General features: G+C 46.5%; 27 protein-coding genes, 1 riboswitch and 1 other annotated feature. Of the genes, 5 read left to right on the top strand and 22 right to left on the bottom strand.

Annotation, left to right across the window (positions count from 1 at the left end):
• Nucleotides 1–108: 108 nt before the first annotated feature.
• On the bottom strand, nucleotides 109–519 hold the full coding sequence (ohrB, locus tag KHQ79_RS11720) for an organic hydroperoxide resistance protein OhrB (protein WP_019258199.1): 411 nt from the start codon (nucleotides 517–519) through the stop codon (nucleotides 109–111).
• Nucleotides 520–660: 141 nt separating this feature from the next.
• On the opposite strand from ohrB, the gene ohrR reads away from it, so the two are divergent.
• On the top strand, nucleotides 661–1104 hold the full coding sequence (ohrR, locus tag KHQ79_RS11725) for an organic hydroperoxide resistance transcriptional regulator OhrR (RefSeq protein ID WP_019258198.1): 444 nt from the start codon (nucleotides 661–663) through the stop codon (nucleotides 1102–1104).
• Nucleotides 1105–1136: 32 nt separating this feature from the next.
• Here the strand turns inward: ohrR and KHQ79_RS11730 are convergent, their stop codons facing one another.
• From KHQ79_RS11730 to KHQ79_RS11770, 9 genes are all read right to left on the bottom strand, one after another.
• On the bottom strand, nucleotides 1137–1562 hold the full coding sequence (locus KHQ79_RS11730) for an organic hydroperoxide resistance protein (protein ID WP_133487725.1): 426 nt from the start codon (nucleotides 1560–1562) through the stop codon (nucleotides 1137–1139).
• Nucleotides 1563–1690: 128 nt separating this feature from the next.
• Nucleotides 1691–2938, bottom strand: coding sequence for a glutamate-5-semialdehyde dehydrogenase (gene proA, locus KHQ79_RS11735; protein ID WP_225515239.1), 1248 nt, complete (start codon nucleotides 2936–2938; stop codon nucleotides 1691–1693).
• 11 nt (nucleotides 2939–2949) lie between these two features.
• Nucleotides 2950–4047 carry a glutamate 5-kinase gene (proB, locus tag KHQ79_RS11740; protein WP_084995006.1) on the bottom strand — a complete coding sequence of 366 codons (1098 nt, stop codon included), beginning with the start codon at nucleotides 4045–4047 and terminating at the stop codon, nucleotides 2950–2952.
• A gap of 63 nt (nucleotides 4048–4110) precedes the next feature.
• Nucleotides 4111–4321: a binding site (T-box leader), on the bottom strand.
• 87 nt (nucleotides 4322–4408) lie between these two features.
• Nucleotides 4409–5311 (bottom strand): formyltetrahydrofolate deformylase, encoded by a 903-nt coding sequence (purU, locus tag KHQ79_RS11745; RefSeq protein ID WP_003239062.1) that lies wholly within the window; start codon nucleotides 5309–5311, stop codon nucleotides 4409–4411.
• A gap of 70 nt (nucleotides 5312–5381) precedes the next feature.
• Nucleotides 5382–5699, bottom strand: a complete 318-nt coding sequence (ykkD, locus tag KHQ79_RS11750; protein ID WP_003239063.1) for a multidrug efflux SMR transporter subunit YkkD — start codon at nucleotides 5697–5699, stop codon at nucleotides 5382–5384.
• Complete coding sequence (gene ykkC, locus KHQ79_RS11755; protein WP_003239065.1) at nucleotides 5699–6037, bottom strand: multidrug efflux SMR transporter subunit YkkC; 339 nt, start codon at nucleotides 6035–6037, stop codon at nucleotides 5699–5701. The genes ykkD and ykkC overlap by 1 nt, the downstream gene beginning before the upstream one ends.
• Nucleotides 6038–6114: 77 nt before the next feature.
• Nucleotides 6115–6226, bottom strand: a riboswitch (guanidine-I (ykkC/yxkD leader).
• 33 nt (nucleotides 6227–6259) lie between these two features.
• Entirely contained in the window at nucleotides 6260–6775 is a 516-nt protein-coding gene (locus KHQ79_RS11760) for a GNAT family N-acetyltransferase (RefSeq protein WP_003239066.1), read from the bottom strand.
• Nucleotides 6765–7292 carry a DinB family protein gene (locus tag KHQ79_RS11765; protein ID WP_119913759.1) on the bottom strand — a complete coding sequence of 176 codons (528 nt, stop codon included), beginning with the start codon at nucleotides 7290–7292 and terminating at the stop codon, nucleotides 6765–6767. The genes KHQ79_RS11760 and KHQ79_RS11765 overlap by 11 nt, the downstream gene beginning before the upstream one ends.
• Nucleotides 7293–7383: 91 nt before the next feature.
• Nucleotides 7384–8115, bottom strand: coding sequence for a DUF421 domain-containing protein (locus tag KHQ79_RS11770; protein WP_003239068.1), 732 nt, complete (start codon nucleotides 8113–8115; stop codon nucleotides 7384–7386).
• A 156-nt stretch (nucleotides 8116–8271) separates the two neighbouring features.
• Here KHQ79_RS11770 and KHQ79_RS11775 point away from each other — a divergent pair, with 156 nt between their 5' ends.
• The gene (locus tag KHQ79_RS11775) at nucleotides 8272–8502 is read left to right on the top strand and encodes a hypothetical protein (protein WP_225515241.1); all 231 of its coding nucleotides are present in this window, start codon (nucleotides 8272–8274) and stop codon (nucleotides 8500–8502) included.
• 77 nt (nucleotides 8503–8579) lie between these two features.
• Here KHQ79_RS11775 and hmpA read toward each other — a convergent pair whose 3' ends face one another.
• Complete coding sequence (hmpA, locus tag KHQ79_RS11780; RefSeq protein ID WP_225515243.1) at nucleotides 8580–9779, bottom strand: NO-inducible flavohemoprotein; 1200 nt, start codon at nucleotides 9777–9779, stop codon at nucleotides 8580–8582.
• 247 nt (nucleotides 9780–10026) lie between these two features.
• Nucleotides 10027–10545, bottom strand: a complete 519-nt coding sequence (locus KHQ79_RS11785; RefSeq protein ID WP_032732170.1) for an acyl-CoA thioesterase — start codon at nucleotides 10543–10545, stop codon at nucleotides 10027–10029.
• A 189-nt stretch (nucleotides 10546–10734) separates the two neighbouring features.
• On the opposite strand from KHQ79_RS11785, the gene KHQ79_RS11790 reads away from it, so the two are divergent.
• Nucleotides 10735–11595: a dimethylarginine dimethylaminohydrolase family protein gene (locus KHQ79_RS11790; RefSeq protein ID WP_225515245.1), complete on the top strand. Its 861-nt coding sequence runs from the start codon at nucleotides 10735–10737 to the stop codon at nucleotides 11593–11595.
• An 89-nt stretch (nucleotides 11596–11684) separates the two neighbouring features.
• Nucleotides 11685–12734, top strand: coding sequence for a 6-phosphogluconolactonase (pgl, locus tag KHQ79_RS11795; protein WP_003239074.1), 1050 nt, complete (start codon nucleotides 11685–11687; stop codon nucleotides 12732–12734).
• A gap of 42 nt (nucleotides 12735–12776) precedes the next feature.
• On the opposite strand, the gene KHQ79_RS11800 is transcribed toward pgl, so the two are convergent.
• The 10 genes from KHQ79_RS11800 to proG all read right to left on the bottom strand — a co-directional run bounded on the left by KHQ79_RS11800 (nucleotide 12777) and on the right by proG (nucleotide 23154).
• Nucleotides 12777–13766, bottom strand: a complete 990-nt coding sequence (locus KHQ79_RS11800; protein WP_225515247.1) for an ABC transporter ATP-binding protein — start codon at nucleotides 13764–13766, stop codon at nucleotides 12777–12779.
• 12 nt (nucleotides 13767–13778) lie between these two features.
• Nucleotides 13779–14669, bottom strand: coding sequence for a gamma-D-glutamyl-L-lysine dipeptidyl-peptidase (gene eepC / locus KHQ79_RS11805; protein WP_225515249.1), 891 nt, complete (start codon nucleotides 14667–14669; stop codon nucleotides 13779–13781).
• Nucleotides 14666–15766 carry a mandelate racemase/muconate lactonizing enzyme family protein gene (gene ykfB, locus KHQ79_RS11810; protein WP_225515251.1) on the bottom strand — a complete coding sequence of 367 codons (1101 nt, stop codon included), beginning with the start codon at nucleotides 15764–15766 and terminating at the stop codon, nucleotides 14666–14668. Before ykfB ends, eepC begins: the two co-directional genes overlap by 4 nt.
• Entirely contained in the window at nucleotides 15763–16722 is a 960-nt protein-coding gene (locus KHQ79_RS11815; RefSeq protein ID WP_225515253.1) for a S66 peptidase family protein, read from the bottom strand. Before KHQ79_RS11815 ends, ykfB begins: the two co-directional genes overlap by 4 nt.
• Before the next feature lie 87 nt (nucleotides 16723–16809).
• Nucleotides 16810–18459 carry a dipeptide ABC transporter substrate-binding protein DppE gene (gene dppE, locus KHQ79_RS11820; protein WP_084995048.1) on the bottom strand — a complete coding sequence of 550 codons (1650 nt, stop codon included), beginning with the start codon at nucleotides 18457–18459 and terminating at the stop codon, nucleotides 16810–16812.
• A 2-nt stretch (nucleotides 18460–18461) separates the two neighbouring features.
• The gene (gene dppD / locus KHQ79_RS11825; RefSeq protein WP_225515255.1) at nucleotides 18462–19469 is read right to left on the bottom strand and encodes a dipeptide ABC transporter ATP-binding subunit DppD; all 1008 of its coding nucleotides are present in this window, start codon (nucleotides 19467–19469) and stop codon (nucleotides 18462–18464) included.
• A gap of 4 nt (nucleotides 19470–19473) precedes the next feature.
• Entirely contained in the window at nucleotides 19474–20436 is a 963-nt protein-coding gene (dppC, locus tag KHQ79_RS11830; protein WP_003239082.1) for a dipeptide ABC transporter permease DppC, read from the bottom strand.
• Nucleotides 20437–20441: 5 nt separating this feature from the next.
• A complete protein-coding gene (gene dppB / locus KHQ79_RS11835) occupies nucleotides 20442–21368 on the bottom strand; it encodes a dipeptide ABC transporter permease DppB (RefSeq protein WP_003239083.1) in 927 nt (308 codons plus the stop codon).
• Between the two features lie 15 nt (nucleotides 21369–21383).
• Nucleotides 21384–22208 (bottom strand): D-aminopeptidase DppA, encoded by an 825-nt coding sequence (dppA, locus tag KHQ79_RS11840; RefSeq protein WP_060398457.1) that lies wholly within the window; start codon nucleotides 22206–22208, stop codon nucleotides 21384–21386.
• A 127-nt stretch (nucleotides 22209–22335) separates the two neighbouring features.
• Entirely contained in the window at nucleotides 22336–23154 is an 819-nt protein-coding gene (gene proG, locus KHQ79_RS11845; RefSeq protein ID WP_148981525.1) for a pyrroline-5-carboxylate reductase ProG, read from the bottom strand.
• A 171-nt stretch (nucleotides 23155–23325) separates the two neighbouring features.
• On the opposite strand from proG, the gene htrA reads away from it, so the two are divergent.
• Nucleotides 23326–24696, top strand: a complete 1371-nt coding sequence (gene htrA / locus KHQ79_RS11850) for a serine protease HtrA (protein ID WP_225515257.1) — start codon at nucleotides 23326–23328, stop codon at nucleotides 24694–24696.
• Nucleotides 24697–25109 lie beyond the last annotated feature (413 nt).

The following is a 25109-nucleotide window of genomic DNA, read 5'->3' on the forward strand; positions in this document are numbered from 1 at the left end:
TAGTCTGAATTCACCTATACTACATGTATTCACACTTCGAAAAGATCATGCCCGCTCCGCGTGCTTCCGCACAAAAAAACATCCTGAGAACCCTCAGGATGCCGGTCATTATTTTAATTCTAATTTTACATCAATATTTCCTCTGGTTGCCTTCGAATAAGGGCAGAATTCATGAGCAGCATTGACAAGCTCTTGTGCCTTGTCCCGATCCAAATCTTTGGTGTTCACAACAAGTGTGACGCCGATTTTAAACCCGTCGTCGCTCTCATCCTTCATGAGGCTGACCTGCCCTTCAATTTCGGAATCGATTTTAATATTTTGCTCCTTAGCCACGTGTTCGAGCGCGCCGCCGAAGCATGCAGCGTATCCTGCCGCAAAGAGCTGTTCCGGGTTTGTTCCGGTTTGTCCTTCTTTTTTTGCATTAGGCATCACAATATCAAAATCAAGAACGCCGTCATCTGATGTAATATGTCCGGCCCGTCCGCCGCGTGCGGTTGCTTTTGCTGTAAATAGTGCCATTTATTCCATCCTCCTTGTTTGTATCTAGTTGTTATATTTCCCTTTCTGATCTTTTTAAACATGCTATGTTTGCCGAGAATAGGAAAAATGATGTTTTTCAGATACAATAGAATGGAATGTCAGAAAGAGTTGGTGAACAAGATGGAAAATGAATTTGACCATATGAAATTGGAGAATCAGCTTTGTTTTTTGCTATATGCGAGTTCGCGGGAAATGACAAAGCAATACAAGCCGCTGCTTGAAAAGCTGAATGTGACGTACCCTCAATATTTGGCTTTGCTTTTGTTATGGGAACACGAAACGCTTACTGTCAAAAAAATGGGCGAGCTGCTGTATTTAGATTCAGGGACACTCACTCCGATGCTGAAACGAATGGAACAGCAAGGTTTGATTACGAGAAAAAGATCTGAAGAGGATGAGCGGTCCGTATTGATCAGCCTGACAGAGAACGGGGAGTCATTAAAAGAAAAAGCGGCTGACATACCAAGGACGATCTTGGGGCTCTCAAAGCAGTCCGGAGAGGACCTGAAACAGTTAAAATCCGCTCTATATACATTGCTGGAAACGCTTCATCAAAAAAGTTGAGGATGCCTTATACGAGGCATCCTCTTAATATTTTATTCAGCTACTTCCAGCGTAACATCGATATTTCCGGAGGTTGCTTTTGAATACGGACAAACGCCGTGCGCTTTTTGCACAAGTGTCTGTAATTCTGATGCACTGACTCCTTTCCCTTTCACCTGCAGCGTCACACCTAATTTATAGCCTTGATCTTCTTCATCCTTTAACAGGCTGACATGCGCTGTAACCTCTGTCTCTACTTTCACTCGTTCTGTTCTTGCTACCAGCTGCAGTGCGCTGTCAAAGCAAGCTGCGTAACCTGCTGCAAACAGCTGCTCCGGATTTGTCGCTTTTTCTAATTTCTTTGCTCTCGGTGTTCCCGGCATTGCGACATCGAGTTCGAGAACGCGATCTGATGATATCACCTTTCCTTCTCTTCCTCCTACCGCTGATACTGATGCTGTAAATAATGGCTGACTCATATTTCATTCCCCCTAAATATATTTTATACAATTAAATTGTACACAATCTAATTTGTAGTGTCAATTTTTTGGCGCATAAAAAAAGCTTATCCCTTTACGAGATAAGCTTTTCATCGAACATTGTCCCGCTATTCGCGGATTTGCCCAGTTCCTTTAATGATATATTTTGTAGAAGTCAGTGCAGGAAGCCCCATTGGCCCTCTTGCATGAAGCTTTTGCGTGCTGATGCCGATTTCGGCTCCGTAGCCGAATTCAAAGCCGTCGGTAAAACGGGTTGATGCGTTATGATAGACCGCAGCAGCATCGACAGCGGTTTGAAAATAAGCCGCGTGCTTGTCATCTTCAGTTAAAATCGCTTCAGAATGATTGGTGCCGTATTGTTGAATATGCTTCACAGCTTCTTGGACGTTCTCAACCGTCTTTACGCTGAGGACAGGCGCTAAAAATTCTGTTTCCCAATCTTCCTCTGACGCTTGTTTGCTTGAAGGATGAAGTTCACATACAAATTCATCTCCGCGAATTTCAACTCCCGCGTTTTCCAGCTGGGCAAGCAATTCTTTCCCGTGCTGCTTCGCCCACACTTTGTGAATCAGCAATGATTCAATTGCATTACACACGGAAGGGCGCTGCGTTTTGGCGTTTACCACAACCTTTTCAGCCATTTGCGGTTTGGCCGTTTCGTCAATGAAAATGTGGCAGTTTCCTGCTCCGGTTTCTAACACAGGCACTGTTGATTCTCTCACGACGAGATCAATCAGCTTTTTGCCTCCACGCGGGATTAATACGTCAAGACCGTCGTTCAGCGTAAAGAGTTCTTTCGCTGTTTCCCTGCTTGTATCCTCAATCAGCTGTATGGCGTTAATTGGAAGCGATGACTGCTCAAGCGCTCTGTGAATCACGCTGACGAGTGCTTTGTTGCTGTGAATGGCAGAGGAGCTTCCCCGCAGAACAACCGCGTTACCCGTCTTTAAGCAGAGGGTTGCCGCGTCGACTGTAACGTTCGGTCTCGCTTCATAGATCATTCCGACAACACCGAGCGGAACACGGATTTTTTCGATAAACAGTCCGTTCTCTTTTTCAATCGTTTCAAGAGATTCACCGACCGGGTCTGCCAAATCAATTAAAAGCTCTACTGCATCCGCTATATCACGAATGCGTTTCTCATCAAGTGTCAGGCGATCAATGATATCAGGTGTTAAGCCATTGTTCGTTCCGTTCTCAATATCTTTGGCGTTTTCCATTAAGAGAAAATCTATTTCTTTTCGGAGCCCGTTTGCGATGAGGCTGAGCGCCTCATTTTTTTCAGCAGTTGTTTTCATGATCAGTTCAGCTGCTGCTTCGTTTGCAAGCTTCGCTTTTACAGAAACTTCACTCATTTTTCCGCCTCCTAGTCTTTTAAATTGACCCAGTCATTCCTGTGGATCACCTCAAACGTTTTCTCAAAATCAAGTTCATCACTTCGTTTGCCTTTGGCCTCCATAATCTCCTCGGAGGAGTAATGAGTTTGGCCTTTGCCGATCACCCCGCCCGGTCCCTTGACTTCCACGACCGCCCCTTTCGGAAAACTTCCGTTCACGCCCACAACGCCAGCCGGCAGCAGGCTGCTTCCGTTATGGATCATCGCCTCCTCGGCACCAGCATCAATGAGGATCTCACCTGATATCGGCGAGTGGAACTGAATCCACTGTCTCGTGTTGTTAACCGAGGATAGTTCTTTGTCTCCGATATAAGTGCCGTCTCCCCTGCCGTCCAAAATGTCCGCCAGCTTTTGCTCTCCGCTGCCTGTTCCAATGAACACTTTCACTCCAAGAGACAGCGCGGTTTGCGCGGCTAACAGCTTTGATTTCATGCCGCCGGTGCCGACCTTTGATCCGGCTGAACCGGCATAACCCAGCAATTCAGGCGTGATCTCCGGCAAATAATCAAATCGTTTTGCATCAGGATTTTCATTCGGATTGGCATCATACAGCCCGTTGATGTCAGTGAGAATCATGAGCTGGTCCGCATGAATCAATCCGCTGACTAACGCAGAAAGCATGTCATTATCCCCGAATGTCAATTCTTCAACAGATGTAGAATCGTTTTCATTGATAATCGGAATGACGCCGCGCTCCAGTAATTCCATAATCGTTGCATACGCGTTTCGATACCGTTCTCTTTTCGAAAAATCATTTCTCGTTAACAGGATTTGTCCCGGAGTCAGTGCGTATTGTTTGAATTGATTCATATATTGCTGCATTAACAGTGTTTGTCCGACCGCGGCCGCCGCCTGTTTTCCTTTAATGGTAACGGGACGGGACGGATAACCGAGGCTGGAAAACCCCGCCGCTACGGCTCCCGAGGTAATCAGAATCATTTCATGTCCCGCTTTCTTCAACAGGGAAATGGCCTGAACATGCTCTCTGATTTTTGCCTCATCAATGCTTCCGTTGCTATTCGTGAGCGAACTGCTTCCTATTTTCACTACTATTCTTTGTTTTTTCATTTATTCTCCTCCGCGGCTCTTCGCCAGCCAACTTACAATAAAAAAACCCATTTCATCCTGATTCATAAGGACGAAATGGGTTTCCGTGGTACCACCTTGATTGAACGCACTTATGCACGCTCCGCTTTCCTGTAACGCCAGGTTACGCGCCTAGGTTTTCCCCCTAAGACTCCAAGGCAGGTTCAGCAGGTTTCATGCGGCAAAATGTTTCAGCGATTCATTTTGCTCTCTGTCACAGAAAGGTCTGCTTACTAATCCTCTTCAACGCTCAATGATTTTTTTATATTATGCAAAGAAAAAGGACACTTGTCAAGGATTTTTATCATCAAAAAGAGCCCGCATGGCGCGGGCATCTTGCCGTCTAGTTAAAGACGATTGTTTTGTTTTCATGAACGATGACGCGGTCTTCCAAATGCCATTTTACAGCACGTGCAAGCACGCTGCGCTCAATCGTTCTGCCGATATTTTTAAGGGCGTCCGTGTTGTCACGGTGATCCACACGCTCAATATCCTGTTCAATGATCGGCCCTTCGTCCAGATCGTTTGTGACATAGTGAGATGTCGCTCCGATCAGTTTCACGCCGCGCTCGTAAGCCCGTTTGTACGGATTCGCACCGATAAAAGCAGGCAGGAACGAATGATGGATATTGATGATGCGATTCGGATGAGCCGAAACAAAATCAGGAGTTAAGATCTGCATATAGCGTGCAAGAACGATCACATCAATATTGTATTGCTCAAGCAGTTCAAGCTGCTTCTTTTCGACTTCCGCTCTGATGTCTTTGTTCGCTTTCATATAGTGGAATGGAATGTTCAGCCGCTCAACCAGCTCTCTCGCCTCTTCATGGTTGCTGATGACAACAGCGATTTCCGCCATAAGGTTGCCAGTTTGCCATTCCCAAATCAGCTCATGCAGGCAGTGAAGCTCCTTTGAGACAAAAATGGCGACACGCTTCAGCTCGCTTGCCAATGTTAAGCTCCATGTCATGTCGAATTTTTCCGCAATTGAAGCAAACGCCTCCTGCAGTGTGTCTTTTTTCTCACGAATGCCCGCACAGTCGAATTCGATTCTCAGGAAGAACCGGCCGCCTTCAGGATCTGTCGTATATTGATTGGATTCTATAATATTGGCGCCGTGTTCAAATAAAAACGCGGAAACCGCAGAAACGATACCAGGCTGATCGGGACAGCTGACCAAAAGGCGACCTTTATCCTCATTCCCGTCACGGTATTCGTTTAACCGCTGAGTCATATATGATTTCATGAATAATCCCTCTTATCTTTGTAAGTCTAAACTATTTATCCATTATACTGAAGATTTGATAAAAATCAATTTATGACAGAATTTTTAAACCAACGGCTGAGCATAAGATCAAAGCGATAAAGAAGATCCGTTTGGCGTCTTTCGGCTCCTTGTAAAAGAGGATGCCGACAAGCGCTCCGCCGGCGGTGCCAATGCCAGTCCAGACAGCATAAGCGGTACCCATCGGAATGGTTTCCATTGCATACGACAGCAAGGAAAATGATGCGGCAAAACCAACAATGATCAACAGCACCCATTTCACGTTTTTTTCTTTCGCATATTGATTCATAAGGGCCACGCCGGCCATCTCCAAACAGCCCGCGCACAATAAACTGATCCAGTGCAGCATTATGCCTCGCCTCCTTTTTCGTCTGTCTCATCCTGTGTCACAAGCTTCAATCCGATTACACCGATTAAGAGCACGCCGATTAACAAAAGCTTTGGCCATCCGATCGGCTCATGAAACAGAATGATTTCACTCAGCACTGTTCCAGCTGTTCCGAGTCCGGTAAAGACGGCATACACGGTTCCGACAGGCAGACTGTTTGTCGCCTTCATTAAAAGATAAAAGCTGACTATGATGCCGACGGCTGTGCCGCTCCATGTTAAAGCTGAGTCAGCATGCTTTAAGCCTACCACCCAAACAACCTCGAAAACGGCGGCAAGCACGACTAATCCCCATTTCATTACAAGTCATTCCTTTCTTTCCAGTAAGATTCTCCGAAAACAAAAAAACCCCGGACAGTCGTCTCACATGAGATTGACTCTCCCGGGCTTTTTTCCCTCCGTGTGCATACGCGTTTCTATTTACGCGTATGTGTTTTCTCTCGGACCAGTCCATGTCCATTGACATGCGGAACCCTAGAAAACTTTACCTGACACTATGATACTACAACTTCACACTTTCTTTCAAATGTAAGATTTTCTTTCATATACCGCGATTGGTTTATTCCACTTTCTGATCGTTCTGCTGTATAGCATGCCGATTTTCTCAGCTACCCGTATGGACGCTTTGTTATCCGGGTCAATCATAGCCGCCATTTTGCCGAACTGCCGCTCGTTGAAGCCGTAGTCCAGGCAGGCTCGAGCCGCTTCTTGCGCATAGCCGTTCCCCCAGTGGCGGCGTGCAAACATATAGCCGATTTCCATTACTGTCTGATTTTCGATCTGCTGGGGCACGATGCCGCATTGACCCAAAAAATCCCCTGTCCGTATGTCTTCGGCGATCCACAGACTGACGCCGTACCCTTTTTCATTTCTTTTGTTCCAGTTGATCCACTCGCGGGTTTGCCTTTTATCTTTTAAACCGGAATAATATTTCATGACGTCAGGATCGTTAAAAAGCTCGAGCAAAGAAGCATGATCCCGATCTTCCATACAGCGCAAACGAATGCGATCGGTCACAAGCTTCGTTTTAGCGCTCATATTCCGCCAAATCCTGCTTCCATTCTTTTTTGAGGGCTTCAATATGTGCTTGATGATAGCGGTTATGATCCGCCATGTGCCAAATGCCCCACCTTACAGTCGCAGTGTCATTATCGTAAGAAAGCGGCTTGTGCAAATCATCTTCAGTTAAGGTGAAACATATCGATTTCAGCTCATTTACCACATGTTGATGTCTTCTCAGGAGTTCATCTAAACCGGGCTGGTTCTCCGGTTCAGGGAGCCGTCCGTTTTCATCTGTCATCGGGCCGTATGCCTGTTCAATATGATCCGGTATCCGGTTTTCCTTGATACGCCAGACCCATCTGATATCAACATTTGCGATATGGTGCAAAAGCTGAGCCGTGCTGTTTTTTGTTTGGCAGCGCCCCCTATAATACAGTTCACTGTGTGTCATGCGGCTTACGATAGAAGCCAGACGGAGAGTGTTTTCTTCCACTGCGGAATACAGCAGACTGACCGTCGGCGCCATGTCGTTTCTAATGAATAAGTCCTTCATGTTTGTTCCCCTCCTAACTAGGTACATTTGACGCCAAACAAAAATTCCCTTTAAAAAAGAAAAAAGCTCTCGTTAAAAATAGAGAGCAATCTTAATTGTTATTTCCCGGTTTATATAAATACGGATCATGCCGCGGTTCGTTTGAAGTATTCAAATCAAGCGATATATCGCCGCGGTCATTCATCGTGCCAAGTGTGATCGAGGACAGCAGTTTGGAGCTGTATCCTTTTTCCTCAAGCTTCTCAAACAGCCAGGCTCGATTTTTTTGGAGGTACTTCAAATTATGATCAAGGATTTCACCGTCCAGTATGAGGGGGATCGGGATAAAATTCCGTTCAGCTTCCATATTCAAATCCCGCACTTGCACCGCTCTCGCTTCCTCTTTTGGAATGACGCTCACTTCTCCCGTTTCTTCAATGATGGCAAGATCAATGTCAGCCGGATCGGCATAGCCCTTTTCCCTTAGCTTTCCGAGCAGTTCATTAACAGTCAGCCTTTCTTTACGCAGTCCGCGTTCATCAATATCCCCGTTTCGGATTAAGACAGTCGGACTTACGACCAGCAGCCATCGCCATTTATTAGAAAGAGCAAGCTTGCTCATCAGAAGATAAAGCACCAAAAAAGTGCCCGCGTAATAAATCGACATCGGCAGCCTGGATGTAAGAATCGGCTCACTGATAATGGTTCCGATTGCGAAGGTCAAAAGCAGATCAAAATTGTTCATTTGTGATACGGCTTTTTTACCGGCAAGCCGAAACAGAATATACGCAATCGAAAATACGATAACTGGCTTCAGTAAAAATGCCCATACGATCCACAACACCGGTCTTTACCTCCATCACGCTAGTCATATTGAGCCTATTTTGCCCTGAGGCAGAAGCGCTATGCATCACACCCTTTTATTCGGTGTTTAAATAGGCGAACGTGCACTTCCCCGGCACATACCATATTAGAAAGCAACATAGATTGGAGGCACAATATGAAGTATCAGAAGACGAATACCCATTGGCCCTATGATCTTCCATCGGCTCCTCATTCCGCAGGCTATCAGCAACAGCAGACAATCGACAGGCTAGCCGGTTTAGAGCTAAGAATGGAGCAGCTAATCAGAGCGATTGAGGTAAACAATGAATTGCTGAGAACGATGCAAGAACAGCAAAACCGTGTATGCACAAGCGGCGGCGGCGGATCAGTGATTGTCCGGATGTAGAAGCAGGCGCTTGTCCGCCTTCTTCTATCTCAATAAAAAAACTCTTCTCAGAAAGGAGAAGAGTTTCATGTATGTGTTCAAACGGACTGTGCCATACTTAATTGCGGGCCGAACAGCTCGTAATGGATAGAATCCGGTGCTGATCCAAGCCCTGACACAAGTTTATGCATTGCTGTAATAAAAGACTGTGATCCGCAAATATAATAATCCGCATCTGTATTGGTAATCAGTTTTTTGAGGAACTGCTGATCAATTTGTCCTTCGTGAAATTGAAGATCACCTGCACGGTCTTCCTCTGTTGGCTCACGATACACAAATGCTGTCTTGACAGAAGAATGGTTTGCCGCTTCTTCCACCTCATGACGCAATGCGTGATATTCACTGTTTTTCGCGGCATGAATGAACAGAATCTGCCGTTCAGGCTGCTTGGAAACAGACGTTTTCAGCATGCTGATCATCGGTGTAATGCCAACTCCGGCACTGATCAGAACGAGATCTTTTTGTGATGAAGGATCTAAAACAAAGTCTCCTGCCGGTGCGCTGATCTCTATTGAATCTCCCTCATGCAGCCCATCGTGTAAATAGGAAGATACGGCACCGTCTTTCTTCACTGAGATTCGATAATAGTCTTTTCCTGGCATATCAGACAGGCTGTATTGACGAATATGCGTATATTCAGAGTCAGGAATCCGTACTTTGATGCTGATATACTGCCCTGCTTGAAATTCAGGTAACGGCTTGCCGTCTTCCGGCTTCAAATAGAAGGATATAATTTCTTTGCTTTCCTGCTCTTTTTTCGCGATGACGAACGGCTTATACTCCTTCCAGCCGCCAGCTTGCTGCTCCGCCTCCTCATACATTTCTTTTTCAATTCCGATGAACGCGTCAGCGATTACTCCGTACGCTTTCTCCCATGCCTCCATAATATCAGGTGTCGCAGCATCTCCCAGAACATCTTTAATCGCAATCAGCAAATACTTGCCGACGATCGGATAATGTTCAGCCTTAATTCCGATAGAGCGGTGCTTATGGCCGATTTGTTTCACGACCGGAATGATATTTCCGAGCTGATCAATATTTGCCGCAGCTGCAATAACGGCATTTGCAAGTGCAGTGCGCTGTGTTTTTTTCTTTTGGTTTGTTTGATTAAAAATGTTCAAAAGTTCTGGATGATCTTGGAACATCAGATCGTAAAAACGGCCAGTGATCGCTTCTCCATACTGTTGTAATACGGGTACAGTGCTTTTAATAATTTCGATTGTTTTATTATCTAACATCGTTTAAACAATCCTTTCAAAAAGATGTATTTAAAATATATCTTTAAAATACATGATGTCACAAATAAAAGATATATTCAAAATGAATCTTTAATAAAATTGTCACAAAATTATCAATTTAACGTGACAAATGTTGCTTTTTTATAGAATCCCCTAGCAAAAACGGACTAACCGCTGTAATTATCACCATCGGAAAGATGAACAGCACAAAAAAACCCAAAACAACATCATGTTTTGGGTTTAACGATTACCAAGGCTTATCAGTTCCGAGCGCATTTGCAAGCGCCTGGCTGTGTTTTTTGCGGTTCTTTCGTTCATTAGCTCGCTGAACTGCTGTATTGTGCAGCATGATTTCTTCTTCTGTTTCCGGTACAACTCTCGGTACAGGCACCGGCTTGCCATTTGAATCTAATGCGACAAATGTCAAAAAGGATGTCGCGGCAAGTTCCCGTTCGCCAGTCATCAGATGCTCCTTAATGACTTTTACAAACACCTCCATGGAAGATGTGCCGACCCATGTCACATATGACTCTAGGCAGACAGAATCCTTTTGCCCGATCGGCTTCAGAAAATCTACAGAGTCCATCGAAGCTGTTACTGTTTCCCGTCTGCAATGGCGCGCCGCGGAAATAGAGGCAATATCGTCGATGTAGCTCATTAATTTTCCGCCAAACAGCGTATTATGGTTGTTTGTATCAAGCGGGAACACCCTGCTGGTTTTTACAACCTTTGACTCTTTACAAAATTTTGTTTCCGGTGTTTCCATACCTTTCTCCCCTTTGATGTCTGATCTTTTAGCTAAATGCACTCATATTCTCCTATTAAACAATATTCTCTGCTATTTGTCTAAAATTTAAAATGGTTTGTCTGTCAGGTTTTCTTTCCAAAACGTTTAATGATTTTCATGATGAGGGAATAATAAATGTATTCTTCACACGGTCAGGAGGAGAAACAAATGGACGTATCCATCCCGAAACATCAGCACAAAACGGTATGCCGAACAGAATACGGCACACTTCAGAAAGTGATTTTATGCAGACCGGAGCATATGACCATAAAAGATGTCATAAACGAAACACAAAAACATTTTGAAAATGACAATATTCATGTCAAAACCGCCACCGACCAGCACAGCCGATTGGTTGAAGCACTCAGGTCACACAACATTGAGGTCATCCTTTTGCCCGTCCGCGACGGACTCCCCGAGCAGGTCTTCACCCGGGACATAGGGTTTGTCATCGGAGAAAAAGCCTTCCTCTCGAGCATGACTGAACCGATTCGTCAAGGGGAAGAAGCCGTCATAAAAGAATTTTTTCACAGTCAAGGCATTTCTTACACCCGTATGCTTGATACAAGCATTGAAGGCGGTGACGTCATCATCGATGGTGATACAGTCTACGTCGGAATCAGCCAGCGTACAGACATGTCAGCCATCGGCCAGCTGGAAGAGGCGCTTCCTGAATATACGGTCATTCCAGTACAGCTGCATGAAAAATTTTTGCATTTGGACTGCGTATTTAACATCGTATCTGAAAGCGAAGCACTAATTTATCCTAAAGCCCTTGAGTCAGAGGAAGTTGAAATGCTGGCAAAACGTTATGATCTCATTGAGGTGCCCGAGGACGAACAATTTACGCTCGGCACCAACGTTCTTTCTATCGGGAGAAACACGATCATCAGCCTCCCTTGCAACCGCCATGTTAATCAACAGTTATCGAAAAGAGGCTATCACATCATCGAAATCGACCTGTCAGAAATTATCAAATCAGGCGGCTCCTTCAGATGCTGTACGATGCCGCTGATTCGCGGTGAATGAAGAATATTCCCCTTTTTCATGTTTTGAACAGCTTATTTTATCAAGATACGTTAATATAAAGGTGACATCATTTTTAAGGGGGAAATCGCATGACAAAGTACATAGGATATGTCGGAACATATACAAAAGGCGGAAGCGAAGGGATTTATTCATTTGAGCTTGATACTGAGAAAAAAACACTCAGCGAGCCAAAGCTTGCAGCTAAGCTGGGCAACCCGACATATGTGACGCCGAATAAAGACAACACCATTCTTTATTCAATTGAAAAAGCAGACGGCCAAGGCGGAGTTGCTGCCTATCAAATCGATAAAAACAGCGGTGAATTAACATTTCTGAATCATCAGTTAATTGACGGCCCATCACCATGCCACGTAAGCGTCGATGATCAAAATCAATTCGTATTGACTGCCAATTATCACAGCGGAAAGGTACACGCTTTTCCTGTCCAAGGCGACGGAAGTTTACAAGCTCCTGCTGCAGAAGCTGCCCACACAGGAAAAGGGCCGCACGAAAGACAGGAAAAGCCGCATACACACTACGCGGGATTCACACCTGAACACAACTATGTCGTAGCGGTTGATTTAGGAACAGATAAGCTTTACACCTATAAGCTGAAAGACGGCGTATTGACTGAATCCGGAACCCATTCTTTCGCTCCCGGCGCAGGACCTCGCCATATTGCTTTTCATCCGAAAGAAAAATATGCTTATGTGATGACAGAATTAAGCAATGAAGTGATTGCGCTTGAATACAATCCGACTGCCGGCGAATTCCGAGAAATCCATGTCGTCTCTGCCATCCCTGATGATTTTACAGATAACAGCCAGGGAAGTGCCATTCATGTCACACAGGACGGCCGTTTTGTTTACGTCGCAAACCGCGGCCATGACAGTATCGCTGTATTTGAAGTGAATCAATACTCAGGCGAGCTGGCTTTCGTGGAAAGAGTCTCAACAGAAGGCAACTGGCCTCGTGACTTTGTATTTGATCCAACGGAAGCGTTCCTTGTTGCATCAAATGAAGAAACAGGCAACCTTGTGCTGTTTGAAAGAGACAAAGAAACCGGCCGATTGACAGTGCTTCCATCAACTGTTTCTGTCCCTTACCCGGTTTGCGTGAAATTTTTACATCAATCATAAAAGCAAAGAGTGGCTCTGCAAAAAACAGAGCCACTCTTGCTTTTATCTCACCTTTTCTTTCGTCTCAGCATTTCGATACAAATGGCAAGCGACAAATCGGCCGGCTTCGATTTCTTGAAGCTGGGGACGAGATTCCCCGCATTCAGGCATCGCCTCCGGACAGCGGGTCCGAAACACGCAGCCGCTCGGCGGATTGACCGGGCTCGGCAGTTCCCCTTTTAAAAGGGTGCGCTCACGCTTGTCCTCCAATTCAGGGTCTGGAATCGGAATCGAGGACAAAAGCGCCTTTGTATAGGGGTGCAGCGGTTCACGATACAGTGTTCCACTCTCTGTAATTTCCATCATGTGCCCTAAGTACATGACACCGATCCTGTCACTGATATGCTTCACCATCGAAAGATCATGGGCAATAAATAAAAACGTGAGCCCTTTCTCTTTTTGAAGCCGCTTCAGCAGGTTGACCACCTGCGCCTGAACAGAGACATCAAGTGCAGAAATCGGTTCGTCTGCCACGATAAATTCAGGATTCAGCGACAGTGCTCTTGCAATCCCAATCCTCTGTCTTTGTCCGCCGCTGAATTCATGGGGATAACGGCTGCCAAAATCGGGATGAAGCCCCACTGCCTCAAGCAGCTCGTCCACAACGAGAAGCCGCGCTTTATGGGTATTATATAGATTGTGAATTTCCATCGGCTCCAAAATAATTTCTCGAACGGTCATGCGCGGGTTAAGTGAAGCATAAGGATCCTGAAAAATCATCTGCAGCTTGCGGTTGAAGGCAAACTGCTCTTTTTCACTCAGTGCGTGAAGATTTGTGCCGCGGTATGTCACACTTCCATCTGTCGGCTGATAAAGGCGCATCAGCACTCTCCCCAAGGTTGATTTCCCGCACCCTGATTCACCGACTAGCCCGAACGTTTCTCCTTCATGAATCTGAAAGGTGACCCCGTCGACGGCTTTGACTGTCCGCTTTTTCCCTGCGTCAAAATGCATTTTCAGCTGGCTGACCTCTAACAAAGGCAGTGGCGTCATTTGTCTCCCTCCTTATTCTGAAAAACAGCGGCGCACCGCACATCGTTCTTTTTCATAGATTGTCTCTTTTAATGTAAGGATTTCGATTGATTTCCCTGTCTTTGGAGAATGAAGCATTTTCCCGCCGCCTACATACAAACCGACGTGATGAATCGCTCCTTTTCCTTCTTCATAAGCAAAAAACAGCAGATCACCGGCTTTCATATCATCAAGCGGGACATCCTCCCCCGCCTTTGCCTGATCTCCAGCATCACGGGGGATACAGTATCCATTGGCCTTAAATATACTGTACATAAACCCTGAGCAATCGAACCCAAACCCGCTGATCCCTCCCCACAGGTAGGGAAGTCCGAGAAAAACCGCCCCCGTTTGAATGATGTCTTCAGCGGTTCCTTTCTGTTCGCGGACAGGCACTGCATCAGTCAGCTTCACAAACCTTTCCCCAAAAGCGGTTGAAACTTTAAAATATCCGTTTTCTTCTCCAATGAAGGGCAGGACAGTCAAAAAGCTCAATTCGATCTCCTTTTCTCCATTACTTTTGTACAAAAAGGCAGCAGGTTTGCTAATCATGACATTGTTTTGTGTATGGATCGGATCTGTTTTTTTCAGTTGGTTCTTTTTCATCCAGCCCGGATATCCGCGTGGATCCTTTCGGGATGGCTGGCTCGGCACGATCACAGAAACCCATTCACCCTGTTCCGCCGTCACCAGTACCTTTTCGCCAAAGAGAACCTGAGTTTGGATCACATTGTCTGTACATAATCCAAGCCGCTCATCATATGTCATGCGCTCCAGCCAATCTCTGATCAATACGGTCGGACGGATCATAACTTGATCTGATGGACGCGGAGAATCAGGCGATGTCCAGATGTTGGCCACAGCTGATATGACAGTGTGCATCATTGCTCTATTTCCCCTTTCAAATGCGCAGCTCCGGTGATTCCGAGACCTGGTCTGTCAGGCATCGCAATCGTGCTGGCGCTGTATGTTATGCCGCCTTTGATTACATCTGTTTTCAGCATCAGCGGCGCGTCAAAATCAAAGCGTGTGATGTTTTTTTTGCTTGCCGCGAAATGCGCCGCGGCCGTAATGCCCAGCTTTGTTTCGATCATGCTGCCGACCATGCACTCCACCCCGCACGCCTCAGCCATGGCATTGATTTTCTCCGCTCCGCTGATGCCGCCCGCTTTCATCAATTTAATATTGATCAAGTCAGCGCTCCTGGTTTGAAGAACTTCGAATGCCTGCCGCGGCGTAAAAACACTTTCATCGGCCATAATCGGCGTGTCTGTCGCATCTGTTACCTTTTTAAGCCCAGCGAGGTCATCTTTATGGACAGGCTGCTCGACAAGCTCAATCCCAAGACCGGCATCCTCCATTTTCCGAATCGCTGTTACTGCTTCCTTCGGGGTCCACCCCTGATTGGCGTCTAAACGAAGTTTTACACCGGGCCCGACACGTTTTCTGATTTCCTGGATACGGGCGATATCTGTTGCGATATCATCTTTGCCGACCTTTATTTTCAGCGTTTGAAAGCCTTGTTTGAGATAATTCCCGGCATCCGCTGCCATCTCTTCAGGTGAGTTGACACTGACGGTATAATCCGTTTCCAGCGTATCTCGGTATCCGCCGAGCATTTGGTAAAGCGGCAATCCGCACATCTGCGCCCAGCCGTCGTATACCGCCATTTCCACAGCCGCCTTAGCGCTCATATTTCCTGTAAGGAGATGCTGTATGTCATGCAAAATGGCCTCACAGCCGGACAGGCTTTTTCCAAGCAGTGCCGGCTTCAAGACATTGTGAATTGCACTTTCAATGCTATCCATGCTGTCTCCTGTAATCACCATCGTCGGAGGCGCCTCCCCCCATCCGATTGCGCCGCTATCATAAGTGATCCTTACAATGACAGATTCAGCCGTATACACAGTGCGAAGCGCGGTTTTAAACGGCTTTATGAGCGGAACGGCGATTCGGCTTGTTTCTATTCGAGTGATTTTCATGTCTTCAGCGCTCCTTCTGAAACGCCCGCCTCGATGACGACAGTTTTTTGTGCTGTATTCATTGCAGCTTGCGCACCGATCGGAACGGCGAAACTCGGTGAGCAGTGGCCGATTTTAAATCCTCTCAGAGCAGGCTTGCCCGCCGATACAATATAGTCTTCGAGCACTTGCTCAAGTGAGAGGGACTTCTCCCTCTTCACCGGGACACAGTTATGAAAATCACAAACAAGAATGCCGGCGGCGTCCGTCAGCTTTCCAGCCATTTTTAGCTGATTCAGCATCCGGTCGATTTGATATGGCTCCTCGTCAATATCTTCAATAAACAGAAGCTTTCCTCTCGTATCAATTTCAAACGGCGTGCCCAGTGTAGACGTCAGCAAAGACAGGTTCCCCCCGACAAGCTCGCCTTCCGCTTTTCCGGGAACAAGAACCGTCAGCGGAGAAAACTCTTCTGTATAGGTGAATTCCGTCTCTTGGAAAAGCTGCTCATACGACGCTTTTGTCAGCGGGTGGACGTCGTCGAGGCCAATATCTGAGCTGAGCATCGGGCCATGGAAGGTGACAAGGCCTGTGTTTTGATGGATAGCAGTATGTAAAAACGTAATATCGCTGTATCCCCAGAAGATTTTGGGATGTTTGCGGATTAAGCTGAAATCAATGCCGGCGGCGATACGTCCTGTCCCAAAACCCCCGCATGCGCACAGCACCGCTTTTACCTCCTCGTCTCTGAACATCTCATGGAGATCAGCCAGCCGCTCATCATCCTGTCCCGCTAAATAGCCGTGCTGGTTTTTCAGTGCCTTGCCCAGTTTCACCTGAAGACCGAGCTCTTCTAAAAATAAAAGCGCGGTTTCAAGCTTTTTTAGGTCCGGCGGGCTTGCGGGCGCAATTACTCCGACTGTATCACCCTTTTTCAGCGCTTTCGGCTTGTGATTCAACTGAATCACTCCTTTCATTTGCTCTGCACCCTACGTATACGTGCAGGAAAGAGAAAAAATACCGCTCCTTCGCATAAAGAAGCAGTATTTTCTTAATCGCCGTTGTTAGTTTTTATCTGCCCACTTTAAATCGATATAGCCGACAGGATGCCGGACAATTCCCTTCACATTTTCGTTTTGCAGGTTGACCTGGTTATAGAAATAAACCGGGATGATCGGGGCTTCATTGATCAATAGCTTTTCCGCTTGATGCATCAGGGAGAAACGCGTTTTTTCATCGGCTTCATGTTTCGCCTGCTTGATCAGCTGATCGTATTCTTTATTGGCCCAGCCTGTGCGGTTCATCGAATTTCCTGTTTGGAAGGCTTCGAGAAAACTGATAGGGTCCGCGTAGTCAGGCAAAAATGAGCTTTGAGAGAATTGGAATTTCAGGGCTTTTTGATCCTCTAAAAATACGTTCCATTCCATATTGGCTAGCTTCACGTCGACCCCAAGGGTATTTTTTAATTTTTGCTGGATAGCCTCGGCAATCTTTTTATGCTCCGGCTTTGTGCTGTAAGTAAGGGTGATTGCAGGAAGCTTATCGTAGTTTTCTTCCTTCATGCCCTTTTCCAGCAGCTGCTTCGCTTTGCTTTCATTTGGCGTGATCAGATCTCCGCCCGCTTCACGGAAATCCTTGCCGTCAGGCTGCGTAAATCCGGGCGATACAAACGCACGCGCCGGTTTTTCATTGTTTTTCGTGACGTACTTTACAATTTCCTTTTGATCCACAGCCATCGCAAAGGCTTTTCTGATGTTTTCATTTTGGAACGGCTCCATGTTTACATTAAACCGGTAGAAATACAGGCCCGCCTGGTCAACGATGCTGACGTTATCCTGATCCAGCAGCTGATCGCTTAATTCAGCAGGGACATAAGCGGTATCCAGTTCCCCAGACTGAAACATCTGGTAGTCTGTATTTCTGTCACTGACCATCGCCCATTTCACCTTATCTAGCTTCACGGTATCTTTATCCCAATACGTGTCGCTTTTCTCCATTGTGATACTGTCATCATGCTTCCATTCCGTCAGCTTAAACGGACCGTTCCCGACAAATGTATCCGCCTCAGCAAACCATTTTGGATTTTCTTTATCGACCTTTTCGTTTACCGGAAAATACGCCGGATTGGACACGACGCTTAGAAAATATTTTTGCGGTGCTTCAAGCGTTACTTCAAGGGTTCGATCATCCTTTGCCGTCACCTTCACATCGTCTTTCTTCCCTTTTCCGCTGTTATACGCTTCGCCGCCTTCAATAAAATAGCCCAGAAACGCGGATGAAGCGCCTTTTTTCGGGTCAAGCATCCGTTTCCACGCGTATTCAAAGTCTCCGGCAGTTACCGGATCTCCGTTTGTCCATTTCGCATTTTCCCGTATCGTAAATGTGTAGGTTTTTTTATCTTTTGATACAGACCACTTTTCCGCCATTGCCGGTTCAGGCTCATTCTCTTTTCCAAGACGCGTCAGCCCCTCCATGATGTTATTTAGCGGCTGCCACGACACATTATTAAAACCGATCGGCGGATCGAACGAAGTCGGTTCATTTTCGTTATTTACATACAGCACCTTTTCTCCGCTTGTTTTTGCCTTATCATTTCCGCTTTCTTTTCCGGCCTGTTCGTTTGCTGTACATCCCATCAGCGCAAGCGAGAGTCCTAATGCAAGGCCCATCCCCCATAGCTTTTTCACTCGTTTCATCCTCTTCCCCCTTTTCATGTTCAATCCTTCGCATCTCCGGACAGCACCGCATGCTCGGCCCGCTGATCCTGCAGCCAGCAGTTGACGGTGTGCGTGTCAGATCTGATGGTCTGGCCCGGGTATACCCTGTCACATACGATCATCCTGTTCGGACAGCGGGCGGCAAATGGGCAGCCTGGCGGAGGTGAAAATAAATCCGGTGGCGTTCCGTCGATCGGAATCAGCTCCGCGCCATCCAAATCCAGCCGTGGGACAGAGTTCAGCAGCCCTTTTGTGTATGGATGCTGCGGCTGATAAAAAATATCTTTTCTCGTGCCGATTTCCGCTATTTTTCCGGCATACATGACTGCGACTCTGTCAGCAACCTGGGCAACGACCCCTAAATCATGTGTAATCAGAATGACAGACACATTGGTTTTTCTCTGAATCTCTTTAAACAGCTCCAAAATCTGCGCCTGAATGGTCACGTCAAGAGCAGTGGTCGGTTCATCTGCGATTAAGATGTCTGGCTCGCAAATCAGCGCCATTGCAATGACAATCCGCTGTCTCATGCCGCCGCTAAATTGGTGGGGATACTGCTTCAGGCGCTCTTTGGGATCGGGAATGCCGACCAATGACAGCATAGAAAGCACCTCTTCCCGTACCGCCTTTTTGCTCATTTTTTTGTGGCGCAGGAGCGCTTCCCCCAGCTGGTCTCCGACAGGCAGCGTCGGGTTTAACGCCGTCATCGGGTCTTGAAAAATCATAGAAATGTCGGCTCCCCTTATGCTTCTCATTGCTTTGTCAGAGAGGCGGCAAAGATCTTTGTTTTTAAATAAAATGCTGCCGTCTGTCACCTTCGCCGAATAAGGCGGAAGCAGTCCCATAATGCTTTGGGAGGTAACGCTTTTGCCGCAGCCTGATTCGCCGACGATTGCAAAGGTTTCACCTTGATACAAATCAAAGCTCACCCCTCTGACCGCCTGAACCGTCCCGCCGTAAGTCGTAAACGAAACGTGCAGATTTTTGACTGACAGAACTTTTTCCATACAGCTACCTCCTCAGCTTAGGGTCGAGCGCATCCTGCAATCCGTCCCCCAGTACGTTAAACGCATACATCGTTAAGGAGATGAAAAAGGCCGGAAAAAACAGGCGCCACCAATGCCCAGACAAAATCGTAGGCAGACCGTCATTCGCCATCACACCCCAACTGGCAAACGGAGCCTGTATGCCGAGGCCGAGAAAGCTTAAAAATGATTCTGCGAATATAGCGGCAGGTACGGTTAATGTCATTTGTACGATAATCGCTCCCATTGTATTCGGCAGCAGATTCTTCCGGATGATGCGAAAGGTTTTCGCACCAAAGGTTTTCGAGGCGAGTACATATTCATAATTTTTAATTTGAAGCACCTGGCCTCTAACAATTCTCGCCATGCCGACCCATCCGGTTACAGTCAGCGCCACAATAATAGTGCCCAGCCCCGGCCCCATCAGCACCATCAGCAAAATGACAACGAGCAGATACGGCAGCCCGTACAGCACTTCGATAATCCGCATCATGATACTGTCAGTCCTGCCGCCTTTATAGCCGGCAACGCCCCCGTAAATGACACCGATCACAAAATCAATCAGCGCTGCCATCACTCCGACAAATAACGAAATCCTCGCTCCATACCATGTTCGGGTAAACACATCCCGGCCGAGCTCATCGGTGCCGAACCAATGATCGGCTGAGGGCGGGAGATTTTGTTCGGTCAGCGATTGGCGCGCGACACTATGGGGTGATAAAAAGGGTCCGATAACTGCCATGACAAAAAGAAATAAAAGAATAAAAAGTCCAGCCATCGCTAATTTATTTTTCTTCAGCCTCCTCCAAGCATCCTGCGTGTATGACAAACTCGGCCGCTTGACCGAATCGGCTTCTCGATTTTTTTCCTGATTCGAGACAAACCATTCATCCGGCACCTGAATGTGCTGCTCTGGCTGGCGTTCATCTGTTTGTACAGGGAGATTCACACGCTTCACCCTTTCTTATGCAGTTTAATGCGCGGGTCCAGCAGACCGTAGGCCAAGTCGACCAAAAACAGCATGATGATCAGAATGACGCTGTAAAAAACGGTCGTTCCCATAATCACGGGATAGTCCCGCTGATTAATGCTTTCAACAAAATATTTTCCCATTCCCGGAATGGCAAAGATTTTTTCAATAACAAAGCTTCCTGTTAAGATGCTGGCAACGAGTGTGCCCAGAACGGTAATGACGGGCATAAGTGCATTTCTGAGTGCGTGTTTTACGATAATTTTGAACGGAGAAAGCCCTTTTGCTTTTGCTGTGCGGATATAATCCTGCGTCAGGACTTCGACCATGCTTGACCGCGTCAGCCTGGCGATAATTGCCATTGGCCCTACTGCAAGCGCTGCGGTCGGAAGCACCATGTGGATCGGACTCGTCCATGTGGCAGCGGGAAATAGTTTGAGATTGACAGCAAATTGCTGAATGAGCAATGTTGCCAGAATAAAATTTGGGATGGAGATGCCGAGTACCGCCAAACTCATCGCGGCGTAGTCCAAAAAGCCATTGCGGCGGAGCGCAGCGATTACGCCCAGCACGAGCCCGGAGATCACAGCAATGACAATCGCTGTCATTCCAAGCTCAAAGGAAACGGGAAATCCGCGTTCCAGCATATCATTTACGCTGTCTGACGGTTTTTTAATTGAAGGTCCGAAATCGAATGTAATGATGGATTTTAGGTAGATGATGTATTGGAAAATGAGAGGATCGTCTAAGTGATAGTAGGCTTCGAGATTTTTTTGAACGGCTTCATTTGTGCCTCGCTCCTCGTTAAAAGGAGATCCGGGAATGACCTTCATGAGAACAAAAGTCAGGGTGGTAATCACCAAAATCGTAGCTGCCATTGCCCAAAAACGCTTCATCATGTATCGCGCCAAAGCCTCAACACCCCTTTAGCAGAATGATGTCCGCATCGCAAGCTCAGTCATGACAAGCATCGCCTGATAGGCTTCAAGCATGTCCTTCGCCTGAAATTGAACGGTTGTGGTTCCCGGCTTGAGTTCAGTTCCCGGCATCAGATTCGCCCATTCTGCCTGTCCGTAATTGGCGAATTCAATGCTCAAAACCGGTCTGTCCGGCGGTGTGAGCGGTTTGACTTTGTCTTTGTTTTGCAGGGCAAATGCGGTTTTTTCTGTCAGCAGCCGGCCGGCTTTCGCAGGAGACAAACACTTCACTGCGGATCTTGAAATGGTTTGTTTGACAGCGGCTGTCGTAATATTCGGAATGAGCTCTTCCGCTTCCTTCGCCGCCCGGTCATCTCCGGCTACCATTAACACCGGGACATCATAATAACCGGCAACGTATGCATTTAACCCAAGCTCACCGACAGGCCGATCGTTTATGTAAAAATGCCGGACGCCGAAAATCATGCTGTGTGACATCACACCGGGAGTGGAAGCTCTCGCATGATAACCGAGAAACAAAGCGCCTGTAAACGTATCATCCAGCCCCTCTACCATTGAAAATGGTTTGACGTCACCGGAAATCAAGTCTGCTTCAGGGTGAAGCTTTTCAACCATCAGATTATTCATCTTCGAATGGCTGTCATTGACCAGCACCTCAGTACACCCGCTGTTAAACGCTTCGGCAATACAGTAGTTTGCTTCTTCAGTCATGATGAGCCGTCCGCGTTCATAATTGCGCTTGCCGGAATCAACAAAGGTATCGTCCGGAAGACCCGAAATACCTTCCATATCTACTGACATGTACAGTTTCATAACGCTCCTCCTTTTTTACTAAATTATGAATATTCTAACAAATTATATTAAAAAAAGAGGAAAAATGCAATATAACTGGGGAAAATCACAACGATTCAATGATAAAAAAGAATCCTCTTTCAAGGATTCATTTCTGTTTCTCTGTCTGTTCTGTAAGCAGCTTATATTTTTTCAGGGTTCTTTCAAACACCTGATCAAAAACTTCCGGCACTGAGGCGCGTATGACCTCAGCACCCTCCCCTGTAATTCCGCCTTTCGTTGCGACACGCCCCAGCGTTTCCTCGAAAGACATATTCTTTTCGATCAGCAGCTTGCCAGTTCCGTATAGAGAATGAATCAGAAAATCAAAGGCTTCTTCTTTGGACAGGCTGCTGTTTCTCACCGCAGACAGCGCCAGTTCTTCGAAGACGGCAGCTATGAACCCGGGTGCCGAGCTCGTCAAATTGCTGGCGGCATCCAAATTTGATTCTTTGATTTCTCGTACACTGCTGAAAACCGATAACAATTCATTCAGACGTTCTTTTTTATCCGCTGTCAATGCCTCACTGTGAACGACAAGCGAGATGCCTGCTTCTGCTTCGGACGTAATGGCAGGAATGACACGTGATATACCGGCTTCTGTTTCAGCCTCCAAAAGGCGCAGCGGCACGCCGGCGGCAATGGATACGATATGAGTATTCCTGTTCACATACGGGTGCAGACGGCGCAATGTTTCGATGACATGGAGCGGCGGGACACATATAAAAATCAAACGGCACGTTTCCGCCCAGTTCTCAAGCGAATCAGCCGATACGTTTGGATAATCTGAGATCAGCGCCTTCAGCCGCTCCCCCTTCGTTCTCGTTTCAATAAAAAGCTCATTCTCCTTTATTTTTCCATGCCTCAACAGCTGCCTGGCGATCATATCCGCCATGCTGCCATATCCAATCAATCCAATCTGTTCCATCGACTCAGTCCTTTCATATACAATAAAGAGTGTACCGTTTTCCGCCCTTTTTCACAATTTCCCATAATCTTTTCATTTTTATCCCACAGTTTTTGTTTATGATAAACTCAAGTCATAAAACTATCATAATCAAATAGAAATTAGTGAGAATAGAGAAACGGAGTGAACATGATGGATAACTATCGTGACGAAAACAGAACGGAAGGTAATGAGAATGAGGTCTTTCTAGCGAAAGAGAACGATCAGAGCACCTCCTACTCAGCCCGCAATGTCATGCATGATCAGGAGAAGAAAAAACGAGGGTTCGGATGGTTCAGACCGCTGCTTGGCGGAGTGATCGGCGGCAGTCTCGCCCTTGGGATTTACACGTTTACACCGCTTGGCGACCATGATTCTCAGGACACTGTAAAACAGTCATCCAGCCAACAGCAAACGCAATCTGTTACAGCTAAAAGCACGTCCTCTGAATCTAGCAAAAGCTCATCAAGCTCAAGCAGCTCATCTGCATTCAACAGCGAAGATTCTTCTAAAATCTCAGATATGGTGGAAGACCTTTCACCGGCAATTGTCGGCATCACAAATCTTCAGGCTCAGTCAAACAGCTCTTTGTTCGGCTCTGACTCATCCGGTTCCAGCTCTGATTCCAGCGAAGATACAGAAAGCGGTTCAGGATCGGGTGTCATTTTCAAAAAAGAGAACGGCAAGGCTTATATCATTACGAATAACCACGTTGTAGAAGGAGCATCTTCACTGAAGGTATCTTTATATGACGGCACTGCGGTGACAGCAAAGCTCGTAGGCAGTGATTCGTTAACAGATTTAGCGGTTCTCCAAATCAGTGATGACCACGTAACAAAAGTGGCAAGCTTCGGCGATTCATCTGATCTCAGAACTGGCGAGACCGTCATTGCGATTGGAGATCCGCTCGGAAAAGACCTGTCCCGCACAGTAACACAGGGGATTGTAAGCGGCGTGGACAGAACGGTTTCAATGTCAACATCAGCCGGTCAAACAAGCATTAACGTGATTCAAACTGACGCCGCGATTAACCCAGGTAACAGCGGCGGTCCGTTGTTAAATATAGACGGCAAAATTGTCGGCATTAACAGTATGAAAATCAGTGAGGATGATGTAGAGGGCATCGGATTTGCAATTCCAAGCAATGACGTAAAACCGATTGCAGAAGAATTGCTGTCTAAAGGACAAATTGAACGTCCGTATATCGGTGTCAGCATGCTTGATTTAGAACAAGTGCCGCAAAACTACCAGGAAGGCACACTCGGCCTGTTCGGCAGCCAGCTGAATAAGGGCGTGTACATCCGTGAGGTCGCTTCAGGCTCTCCTGCTGAAAAGGCTGGGTTGAAAGCGGAGGATATTATCATCAGCCTGAAGGGCAAAGAAATCGATACAGGCAGTGAGTTGCGCAATATCTTATATAAAGACGCAAACATCGGTGATACCGTTGAAGTAAAAATTCTCAGAAACGGCAAAGAAATGACAAAAAAAATCAAACTCGATCAAAAAGAAGAAACCACTTCTTAAGAAATATCGCCTCAGGCCGCAAAAGGCCTGAGGATTTTTATTAGACAAAAGACCTGTTGCTCTATGAAACTTTCTACCGATACATCTACATATCATTCAGACTGACATCATTCTAATCAGATGCATGTTTGAGAAAGAGATATGAACATGAAAACTGTAGGCTTGAGCATGATCTGGGCAGGATTAGCTTTTCTGTGCTAAGCTTTCTCCTTCCTAAATCGACATGGCATAGGAAATTACACTGGGTGCCATTATTTTATTACATCACTGGTACGGCTGTGAGCCCCTCAATATAACAGCTAACATGCAGCAAAGCCTAAGACGAAAGCTTTTAGGCTTTGCCGTTTTTATTTCAGCATGCCTGAACCGCAGTGCAAGTTCTCAATCCCTTCTTCCCATAAATCTATCAGCAT

The sequence above is a fragment of the Bacillus sp. TSO22 genome (genome assembly GCF_020223595.1).
GTDB lineage: Bacteria > Bacillota > Bacilli > Bacillales > Bacillaceae > Bacillus > Bacillus inaquosorum.